General features: G+C 67.3%; 6 protein-coding genes. All 6 read right to left on the bottom strand.

What is annotated here, in order from left to right:
* Window positions 1-37: 37 nt before the first annotated feature.
* Window positions 38-1240, bottom strand: coding sequence for a heparan-alpha-glucosaminide N-acetyltransferase domain-containing protein (locus MMF94_RS33190; protein ID WP_241041396.1), 1203 nt, complete (start codon window positions 1238-1240; stop codon window positions 38-40).
* A gap of 503 nt (window positions 1241-1743) precedes the next feature.
* Complete coding sequence (locus MMF94_RS33185; RefSeq protein WP_241041395.1) at window positions 1744-4833, bottom strand: Pls/PosA family non-ribosomal peptide synthetase; 3090 nt, start codon at window positions 4831-4833, stop codon at window positions 1744-1746.
* 1356 nt (window positions 4834-6189) lie between these two features.
* Window positions 6190-7173, bottom strand: coding sequence for a 2,3-diaminopropionate biosynthesis protein SbnA (sbnA, locus tag MMF94_RS33180; protein WP_241041394.1), 984 nt, complete (start codon window positions 7171-7173; stop codon window positions 6190-6192).
* 36 nt (window positions 7174-7209) lie between these two features.
* On the bottom strand, window positions 7210-8271 hold the full coding sequence (gene sbnB, locus MMF94_RS33175; protein WP_241041393.1) for a 2,3-diaminopropionate biosynthesis protein SbnB: 1062 nt from the start codon (window positions 8269-8271) through the stop codon (window positions 7210-7212).
* Window positions 8268-9275, bottom strand: a complete 1008-nt coding sequence (locus MMF94_RS33170; protein ID WP_241041392.1) for a TauD/TfdA family dioxygenase — start codon at window positions 9273-9275, stop codon at window positions 8268-8270. Before MMF94_RS33170 ends, sbnB begins: the two co-directional genes overlap by 4 nt.
* A 23-nt stretch (window positions 9276-9298) precedes the next feature.
* Window positions 9299-10921: alpha/beta fold hydrolase (locus MMF94_RS33165; RefSeq protein WP_241041391.1), on the bottom strand; the 1623-nt coding region annotated here is incomplete at its 5' end.

Here is a 10921-nt window from a genome sequence, read left to right as displayed (position 1 = left end):
AGCCGCGCTGGTTGCCACGTCGCCGGCTTGCGGCGCGCTATGCGCGCCGCTCGACCGGGCGGGGAGTGAGTACAGCTCGTCGTGCCCTGCCTGAGAGTTCCGCGACGAGCCTCTCCAGCGGGCCCTGCCCCAGGAACCGCCGCCACAGCAGCGCGAACACGCACGCACCGACGATCAGCACCAGGTAGAGCAGACCGGCCTCGTCGTCCAGCACGCCTGTGGCGAGCACCAGCACGTGCGCGGTGTAGATCGTGAGAGCCATCGTCCCCGCCACCGTGATCGGCCGCAGCAGACGCGCGATCAACGGGACGCGCACCAGGAGCAGCGAGCCTCCGATCACCGCCATCGCGGAACCGATGGTGTTGATCATGTCGATCCAGCTGGTGGAGTGGGATGCGGGCAGCGCGAGCCACCACCACGAGCTGATGGGGGTGAGATCGTCTCCGTCCCACAGCAGGTAGGACGACGCCGGGTCGCCGTCGAAGTCGCCGAGCCCGGACAGCGTGTGGATACCGCCCAGCCCGTACAGCAGGGGCAACGCGATGGCCCACGCCAGCACCACGAGCGCGATCCCGCCGAACAGCAGGCGGCGGGCCACCAGCGCCGACGTCAGGTCACAACGCCCGATGGCGAGCCCCACGCAGATGTAGGCGAGGTAGGCCAGCACCGGGTAGTAGCCGGTCAGGAACAGCACTTGGAACAGGCCGACCGGGTCGGTGAACAGAGTTGCGAACGTCGGGTTGTCGTCGGGCCTGGGGAGGCCGGCGAAGATCATCGCCGTGTTCAGCAATGGCGCGATGATCGCCAATGCGATCGCGATGCGGACCAGCATCCGCGGCTGCAACCGGAGCAGGGGAATCGCGAGGAGGAAGAGCACGGCGTAGTAGGGGAGGATGATGTCGACGTCGTCGCTGAAGCCGATTGCGAGACCGATCGCCCCGATCACGATGGCGCGCACCAGGATGCCCGTGCGCATGGCGGACAGGTCGCGCCCCTCCAACGGTCGCTGCCGTCCGGAGATGAGCGCCAGGCTCACTCCCGCGATCATCGCGAATGACGCGGCGGAACGTCCTGCGGCCACAATCGTCGCGGCGGTGGGCGCCCCGTTGTCGTCGACGGCGTCGAACACGTGCGTGGCGATCATTCCGAGCAGGGCCAGCCCTCTGGCCAGGTCGACCCCCTCGATACGTGCCAGGCGCACCGGTGCACGGTCTTCCGTCTCGGTCGTACTCTCCGTCATCTGTTCACCACTTTCACGATGTCGCCGGTCCTGACCGACCCGGATATTCATGTTTCCGAAATGACGGTCGCCCGAACTTCGCGAAGTAGCGGGTGTGAACTATTTCTTTGGGGCTGGGAAGCGGGTGCCACGGGAACTATTTCCCCCTCTAACAGAGTGGTGTGTTCGCCCGGTCGCCGGTGCGGACCGGATGCGATGAGATGCTGGGCTTCGGACGACAGAACGAACGAAGGCGCGACTTCGCGCAACGACCCGTCCACCTCGAGTGTGTCCCCACCAGCACACGTCGCCGAGGTGCGATCGGCTCGACATTGTGGCGAGAACCACTGGCCCGATTCAACGGACTGGCGACACGTATCATTGAAAACGCCCCGCGTCAGGGAATCCGGAATTTCGATCATCCCGGTATTCCTTGATCGCGGGGCGCTTTCAGCCGGCCGGATATCGGCCACGGCTCGTGCGGAGGACGACCGGCTGCGGGCCGCATCGGTCCGCGCAGTGCGTCAGGCGACGCTCAGTTCGTGCTGTCCCTCTCGAACCTCCGACGCGGGGTTGCCGTGCCAGCGTGCGTGAGGCGGCACTTCCTCGCCCTTCATGAGGAAGGAGTGGGCGTCGATCACGGCGTTGTCGCCGACGGTGGTGCCGTAGTGGATGAAGGCGTTGACCCCGAGGGTGACGCCGTTGCCGAGGGTGGAGCGGTCGGACTTGAACGCGCCGTCCTCCTGCGAGTGGCACTGGACGTTGCTGGACAGGTTGAGGGTGCAGTCATCGCCGATGGTGACGAGCGTGCGCTCGGTCATGGTGAGGCCGTCGTCGAAGAGGCGGCGCCCGACCTTCACGCCCAGCATGCGCCAGACCATGCCCTTGAACGGGGTGCCGTTGAACAGCTGGATGTAGGTCTGAGCAGGCACCTTCCAGTACCGCTCGTGCCGCCAGAACGCACGGTCGTAGATCGAGCAGATCCGCGGCTCCAAGCTGCGGAAGCGCATGACGAGGCGTTCGACGAGCACCCAGTAGAGGACGGTGAACAAGATGGTGACGACGCTGGACAGGGCCAGGGCCAGTTGGCTGGCCCAGCCGAAGTACAGCTCGGCGGAGGCGGCGTCGAGCAGGAGGACCCCGAGGAAGAACACATACCGCACCATCAGGTACAGCGCCATGGTGACGATGTTGTGCCGGTTCTTGGTGCTGAGGCTGCGGCGCTGCTGTGCCCGGCTCAGGCGAGCGGCCTTCACGTCCCGCTCGACCGATCGCGGGATCTGGAAGCTGGGCGCGCCCAGCAGACCCACGCCTTCCCGGACGTTGCCGCCGGCCGGAACCATCACCTTCGTCGCGAGCAGGCAGTTGTCACCCACCGTGCTCTGTGCGGAGTAGGCGATGTTGTTGCCCAGGAAGCTGCGCGCACCGAGCGCCACCCGCGAGAGCCGGAAGGAGGTGCTGGAGAAGTCCGCGTTGATGAAGGACACGCCGTCCGCGACCATCGTTCCGCTACCCACGGCGGACAGGAACGGGTTCTCGTGGCGCACCTCCATGCCGAAGTTCGAACCCGTCTGCACGACCTTGCCCAGGTCGTAGCCGATCCAGCGCAGGTAGTTCACGATGTAGGAGCTGTCACCGAAGAGCCAGGTGAAGAACCGGACGTTGGTCATCCGCGCGATCGTCTTGTGCAGCCCGTAGTGGAATCCGTACAGGGGGTAGACCTTGTCCGGCTTGATCGCGAGGTTGAGCAGGCGCGGGATGGTGCCCACGACCAGCAGGCCGATCACCACGAACGCACCGAACGCCACCGCCGAGGTGATCAGGATGTCGCGGTAGAACGTCCAGGTCGTCAGGGCCATCGGCCCGGGGTTGAACACCGTGTTGAGCTGCGGCACCTCACCCAGCGCCAGCACGAGAACCGTGACCAGCAGCGGCATGGCCACCACCAGCACCGACACGATCTGGGAGAACCCGAACCAGGCGCTGCGCAGCCTGCCGCCCGGCGCCCGCTCGACCACGCGGTAGGTAGCGCCGCACGGCTCTGCAGGTGAGCCGTCCCAGCTCTCGCCCGCCGGCACGGACTGCCCGCTGTGCAGAGAGGAGGCGTGGCCCAACTGCGCCCCGTCGCCCATCGACGCACCGATGTCGACCAGCGACATCTCCCCGATGAACACGTTCTTGCCGAGGGTGATCGGCCCCGTCTGGATCACCCCGTCCTGCGCCCGGTACCCGGAGAAGAACGAGTCCTTGCGGATCACCGTGCCCTCGCCGATCGTGAGCAGGTCGGTGCACACCGGAAAGGTGCGGGAGAAGATCGCAACGTTGCGTCCGATCTTCGCCCCCAACGCCCGCAGGTAGAGGTTGAGGATCGGCGAGGCCGTGCTCGTCCGCGAACGGGCACCGATCAACAACAGCAGCGGGTTCGCGCGGATCATCGTCTTGACGATCCAGAACCGCAGGTACTTCAGGCTCCAGATCGGAATCTCCTGAGCCTTCCACCGCCCGACGAGCACCCACTTCAGCACGATCGGCAACAGGCTCAGAGCAAGAAAGGTCGCAGCACCGAACTCCAGCGCCCGCACGTAGACATCCACCAGGCCGGAGCCGGCAGAGACCCAGTTGTAACCGGCATCGATGATCACTCCGGCCAGGTACGAGTAGCCCAGGAACACCAGCACCTGCATCAACCCGCAGAACAGGTACTGCAGCGTGCCCGCCCGCTTCCTCACACGAGCCGCGCCGGCCGCCTGCTCCGTGCCGGCTGCGCCGTCCGGATCCACGCGTGGGATGAACACTGTCTGCGGCTCCGCGACGACCGCAGGAACGGCAGGCGCCACAGGCACGGCATCGGCGAATGCCGCTGCGAGACTGCCGATCGTCGGGTACCGGTAGACGTCCTTCATCGACACGGTCGGGAGGTCGGGCCGCTTCCGCAGCCGGGCACAGAACCGTGCCATCACCAACGAGTCGACACCCAGATCGTCGAAGAAGTGGCTCTCGGGCGACACCCGATCCACTCCCACCACCTCGGCCAGGACCGCCGCGAGCTCTGTCGCGGCCGTCGGGGCCGCTGCAGCCCGCCGCCTGGGTGTCGGCGAGGGCTTGAAGGGTGCGGTCGATACGGCGGACGGCTCAGGCGTCGGAGCCGGAGCCGGCGTGGGAGCCGGGTCGGCCGTCGGAGCCGGCCTGGGCGCCGGGGCCCGGTCGGCGATCGGCATCGGCGTGGCGGTCGAGGACGCCTTGGGGGCCGCGGTCGACCCCACCGACGGCGCCGGCCTGGCCGTCGCGGCCGACTTGGCCGTCGGAACCGGGCCTGGGGGCACCTCGAATGCGGTGGCCAGGCCTCGGATCGTCGGGTGGCGGTAGACGTCCTTCATCGACACCGTCGGGAGATCGGGCCGCTTGCGGAGCCGGGCGCAGAACTGGGCCATCACCAGTGAGTCGGCGCCCAGGTCGTCGAAAACGTTGCTCCCCGGATCCACCCGCTCGACCTTCATGATGTCGGCGAGCACTTCTGCGAGCAGCGTCTCCGTGCTCGGCATCGGGTTGGTGTGGCCGGCCCGAGTGGCTTGGAAATCAATCACCTCGGTCAAGGCCTCGACAGACTCTCTCACGAACGTGAGCTCCTTCAGTCAAAGTTTGGTCATGCCGTGCGGCATACGGGAAGGCGTGCGAAAAGCGCTCGACTACCCGCGTGAAATGCTTCCGTGGCGTTTTTTCACAATGCCTACAGGTACCGTCAGCGAAACCGACTTCTGGTCGGGTCACCATGTTTCCCGGGCGGACGGCGGTGAACTCGCCTCGAACACCGGGAACAAGAGACCGCGACAGTGATCAGGAATCGACAGCCGGGCGGATCGGCACGCGGTTGCCACGGTGACTCTGCGAGTCGACTCTCTGCCGAACGGCAAGAACAACGAAGCCAACCACGCCGCAACCATGAGCCGAACCGGCCATCCAGGGGCCTTCCGGCGATCCTGTAGTTACTGGCATGATTGTCTCCCCATCTCCGACAGAGCATTCGGCCGCTTACTTGAACCGATTGCAGTGGTGAAGCCTTAGCCGGCCGCGGTGAGATGCCGGCCACCAGGATGTGCTCGACGACGATGTCGGGCGCCGCTCGTTCTCCTGCGCGGCGTCGCGCGGGAGTCATCCGGCTAAGTTGAACTGCTCCACTCTTCGGAATACGGCTTAGCCGAGGAGTTGGCTCATCACTGTGATCGACGCCACCGCGGCGCGGGCTTGTGCGCGGTGACCCCGGCCACTCGTCGGATTGATACCGACGATCACGGAAGCCGCTTGCGCCATCAGTGACCGTTTTACAGAAAAGCACGCGCGAAGCTTCGCCGGGTGGCGCGAGAGGCAGGTGATGATCGACAGTGCCGCACAGGGCAGGCCCGCCGCGCTCGCACGCCCCCGCGCCCGGGAGGCGATCGCGCGGGCGCACCGGGGCCGCGAGCGGCCTGACGCACCGCGACCCACAGCGACTGACTGGCGCCGCCTCTGGGGCGCTCTCAGCGCCATCTCACGACGGCGCTCAGGGGCTGCCGTCCGAATGACGGGGGCGGGCCTCGTCAGGAGGGGCCACCCGATCCTGGAGCGCCGGGACCCGGGCCGCACACCTGCGAACACGCTGTGACGATCGTTTGCTTTCGGCCACTCCCCGCAGAAGGGGGTCTACCCGGAGACGACTCGCAGTCGTCTCGACAGGACGGCGGGGGGCCGGTCAGGACGAACCACTGACGGGCGAGGTCGATGGGGTGTTGCTGGTGTGGCCGTCGATCAGGCCACGATTGCCGCAGGCGGGGTGACTCGGCGATGAGCCACATCCGTCTGCATTGCGGCGACTCGTCATCATAGGGCTGCACCGGAGTCGTCCGGGCCTGGTACGCCGCCCTCGTCGTGCTTCTTTCCCACCGCGGGTCATAGGGCCGTCGTTCCGGTCCCGTGGCCACGCAGGTACATCACAATCAGGCCGTCCAGGTAGCAGCGACGGACTCCTCGGCAAGCACGTCCTCGCCGTACAGGTCGTGCAGCCAGTTGGTCTGGTAGACGGTGTCGAGGTAACGCTCGCCCAGGTCAGGGGCGATGGTCACCGCGGTCACGTCGGGCGAGCCGTGCTGCTCGAGCCAACGGGTCGCGCCACTGACCGCCGTGCCGGTGGAACCTCCGAACAGGAAGCCACGCCTGGCCAGTCGGTGGCAGGCCCGGATGGTGTCCGCCTCCTCGACGAGCACCACCTCGTCGATGTAGGACTCGTCGAGCAGCGGCGGGCGAACGCTGGTGCCCAGACCGGGGATCATGCGGCGGCCGGGAGCGCCACCGAAGGTCACCGAGCCCACGCTGTCCACCGCGACGATCCGCACCGGGCGGTGCCACTCCTTGAAGAAGCGGGCGCAACCCATGAGGGTTCCGGTGGTGCCCGCCCCGACGAACAGCACGTCCAGCAGCGGGAACTGCCGAGCGATCGCCGGCGCCGTGGTGCGGTAGTGCGCCTGCCAGTTGCCCGGGTTGGTGTACTGGTTGAGCCACACGTACCGGTCGTCGGAGGCACACATCGCGCGGACGTAGTCGATTCGCGCACCGAGGAAGCCGCCCACGGCGTCCGGCTCGGAGATGATGTGCACCCGGCTGCCCAGCGCCTCCATCAGTCGCCTCGTGGAGAGGTTGCATCGGGAGTCCGTCACGCACAGGAACTGGTAGCCCTTGCTCGCGGCGATCATGCTGATCGCCACGCCGAGGTTGCCGGACGACGACTCGATCAGGATCGACCCCGGGGTCAGGACCCCGTCGCGCTCGGCGGCCTCGATCATCTCACTCGCGGCTTTGAGCTTGATGGAGCCGGCGAAGTTGAATCCCTCGCACTTGAGGTACAGCGACTGCCCGAAGATCGAGCGCAGGTCGACGTAGAGTTCGTCCTCGTTGAAGCGCTGGGGAACGGAGATCACAGGCACGATTGCCTCCTCATCTGCAGCAGAGCATTCGGCCGCTCACCCGTACCGACGCAGCTCATGAAAGAAATTATCGATGACATGCAGCTCTCCAGAGCGGGTCACCTCGTCGTAGACGTACTTTCCTACCGCGAGGTCGAGTACCCCGAGGCCGAAGGGCGAGAACACAACGGGCCGACCTTCCGGCACCGTCACCCTTCCGGCCATTACGTCGTCCAATGTGCCGTGCACGAAGTCCCGGTTGCCCGTGAGCTGTTCGGCCAGATGCGGTGAGGTGTTGGCCTTGAGACAATGCTCGACATCATCCACGATGTTGGTCGATGCGAGCACGATCTCCGGCGCGACATCGCGCAGCGACACGTGCAGCACCAGCGGGTTGTGTTCTAACCAGGACACGTTTTCTACGTGCGGTTGGCTCGCCACTGTGGCGAAGACCACCAGATCGCTGGACCGGATCAGATCCTCGGCATTGTCGTGCACCGTGATGCGCCCGGCAGTGCCGGACTGCTCGAGATATCCGCGGAATCCGGCCGCGCTGTCGGCGGACAGGTCGAAGACACCGACCTCGTCGAATGACCATCCGCTGCCGGCCAGAAAAGTATGGATGTAGCGGGCGATCAAGCCGACGCCGAAGAATCCGACGCGAGTGGGGCGCTCCCGGCCGCGGCTGAGCCAGTCGGCTGCCAGTGCCGCCGACGCAGCCGTCCTGGTGGCGCTGATGATCGAGCTCTCCAGGCAGGCGAACGGGTAGCCGGTGTCGTGGTCGTTGAGGATCAGCACCGCCGACGCCCGCGGGATGCCGGCCGCCACGTTCTCAGGAAAGCTCGAGATCCATTTCAGCCCGTCCACCCGTGCCTGTCCGCCGATGGAGGCCGGCAGCGCGATGATGCGGTCGTTCGGGCGATCGGGAAAGCGCAGGAAGTAGGACGGCGGGTTCACCGAGTCGCCCGCGCCGTGCAGCCGGTAGGTGGCCTCCACCACTTCCATGACCTGCTTCTCGTGGCCCTGCAGCGCGCGCTGCACCTGGGCACCCGAGATCACCGCGAACGGTGGCACGGTCAGCGCCCCCGGATTCGATGGAGTGGAAGGAACGGCGGTCATCCGGCCGTCACCCCGCCGGTCGGAGCGACGTCGCCGAGTCGCACCGCGTCAGCCATTCCGACGAGCACCTCACGCGATCCCTCGAAGGCCTCCCGGCTGTGCGCGCTGCGAATGTTGTCGACGAGCATCAGGTCGCCCGCCTGCCACGGCTCCCGCGCGGTGTGCGCGTCGTAGATGCCGGTGAGCAACTCGACGACGTCCTGGCTGATCGGGTCGCCGTTGCCGAAGCGGGTGTTGAACGGCAGCCCGTCCGCGCCGTAGACGTCCACGAGGTACTCGTGCACCTCGGGATCCATCGTCCATTCGTTGAGGAAGGCGATCTGGTTGAACCAGCAGCGCTGGCCGGTGACCGGGTGGCGTACCACCGCGCTGCGACGCTGACGGGTGCGCAACTCGCCGTCGGGCTGCCACTCGAACTCGATCGCGTTGGCTCGGCAGTAGCTCTCGACAGCAGCGCGGTCGTCGGTGCCGAACGCGTCGGCGTAGGACGCCCCGATGTCCTCGTTGTAGGTGCGGGTGAGCAGCCAGCCTTCCTGCTCGAACCGCTGGACCAGCGCAGGGGGCAAGGCGTTGAGCACGGTCGGCGAGTCGGCCACCCCGGTCGCCCCGCCTGCCGATGCCGCGCCCAGGCACGCGAAGAGCATCATCCCCGGGAACTCGAGCGTGTAGCTCAGCTCGTGATGCATGCACATCGGCTGGTTCGGCGGCCACTTCGACGAGGAGTACACGCCGTCGGAGTAGACCTGCCGAGCCGCGAAGGCCTCCCGCTCGGTCATCAGCCCGGTGGTGGTCAGCCGCCGGAACACAGCGCCCACCTCCGCGGCGTCGCGCAGCCCGAGGCCGCGGACCAGGACCGAGCCGTGGTCGGCGACGACGGCGCGTAGCGCGTCCCGGCGCTCGGCTGCCCAGCCCGGCGCATCGCCGGTGGGCTCGACCCGCAACATCGGCGGCTTGCCGGGCCGCAGATCCACGTCGAGCAGTGACGCCGCGGATGAGGACGACATCTCTCGTTCCTTCCAGTTGCTATTCAAGAAGAAGTCAGCAGTTCGGCGGCTGTCAGCACGGCCTGGGCAGCCTCGGTGGGACGGGTCCGCAGGAAGTAGTGGCCGCCCTCGCCGAGCTCGTGCAGCTCGACGCGCTCGGCCAGCAGCTCCCACTCCCGATACCTGCGCGGGAACTCCGCGGTGCTCGGATCGTCATCGGCGAGAACCGCCGTGATCGGGGCGGTCAGCTTCATCGACGGTGGGTTGTCCAGAACATCGGCGAAGTACTGCAGTGCGGTCCCGTAGTCGTGCCGGTAGGCCGCACCGACGTGCTCGGCTCGCTGCACATCGAGCTCACCCAGCTCTGTGTAACCGCTATCCGAGCTCAGGCCGGCCGCGATGTCGGAGTTGCTGCGGCCCTCCAGCGCGGCGAGGGCCGCGCGCCGGTCCGCTGCGGTGCCGAGCAGCTGTGCCCCGAGAAACACCCGCTGGACGGCCACACCGCGCTCCTGCAGGACCCTGGCCGTCTCCACGGCCGGAGCGGTGCCCGAGGAGTGGCCCCACAGCAGCACCTTCGTGAGGCCGCGCCGGGTGATCTCGTCGACCACCTGCTCGACGACCTGCGCCATCGGCGCGAACGGCTCGCGCTCGGCCGCCAGGTCGTGACCGGGCAGTTCCACGGCATAGACCCCGAGCCCGCTGTCCCGCAGCGCCGAGGCCATCGGCTGGTAGTTCACCGCGTTGCCACCGGCGTAGGGGAAGCAGATCAACGCACCCGCGTCCGCACCGTCCGATGCCGACAGTTGCTGGAGCAGTCCGGAACGGCGGTCGGACCTGCCGTCGACGAACTCGGCCAGGTCGGCGAGGACCGGGTAGCGGGTGATGTCCTTGAGGGACACCGTCCGCTTCAGCGTGACCGCCAGCTTCACCGCCGAGAGCGAGTTGCCACCCCGGTCGAAGAAGTGGTCGGCACGGCCGATCTGGTCCGCCGGAACCTTGAGCACCTTGGCCCACGCCGCCGCCAGGCGTTCCTCGGTCGGCGTCCGCGGTGCGTCGTACGCCTGCTCGACGGTCTCGAGCTCGCCGGCCAGCGTGGTCAGCTTCTTCTTGTCGATCTTGCTGTTGGCGGTCAGCGGCAGGTTCTCCTGCCAGTGGAAGGCCGCAGGCACCATGTAGAACGGCAGCGACTCACCCAGTCGGTCACGCAGGACGTCGACGTCGAGCGGCTGCCTGGCCGAGTAGAAGGCCACCAGCTGCTTGCTCTGGTCCGCCCGCTCCGCGACCACCACCGCGCCGTCACGGACGCCGGGGACGCGCAGCAGGGTGTTCTCGATCTCGCCGATCTCGATCCGGAAACCGGAGATCTTGACCTGGGAGTCCTTGCGGCCGAGGAAGTCCAGCTTCCCGCCCGGCAGCCACCGCCCGTAGTCACCACCGAGATAGAGGCGCTCACCCGGCCGATGCGGATCGGTCAGATAGGCCTGAGCAGTGCGCTCCGGGTCGTTCACGTAACCGCGGCCCACGCAGACACCGGCGAAGACGATCAGCCCAGGCGCACCGAGCGGCACCGGCTGGAGGTTCTCGTCGACGACGTAGACGTTCATGTTGGGCGACGCGGGACCCAGCGGGACGCGGTCTCCGTCGGGTGCGCGGTCCATGACCTCGTG

This window comes from Pseudonocardia alaniniphila (assembly GCF_022524485.1).
GTDB classification, from domain to species: domain Bacteria; phylum Actinomycetota; class Actinomycetes; order Mycobacteriales; family Pseudonocardiaceae; genus Pseudonocardia; species Pseudonocardia alaniniphila.
This window is presented reverse-complemented; position numbering and strand designations above follow the sequence as displayed.

Excerpts from the sequence above, each read along its gene's own strand:
- MMF94_RS33170 (WP_241041392.1), bottom strand. The coding sequence starts at position 9,275 with ATGTCGTCCTCATCCGCGGCGTCACTGCTCGACGTGGATCTGCGGCCC.
- sbnB (WP_241041393.1), bottom strand. The coding sequence starts at position 8,271 with ATGACCGCCGTTCCTTCCACTCCATCGAATCCGGGGGCGCTGACCGTG.
- MMF94_RS33190 (WP_241041396.1), bottom strand. The coding sequence starts at position 1,240 with ATGACGGAGAGTACGACCGAGACGGAAGACCGTGCACCGGTGCGCCTG.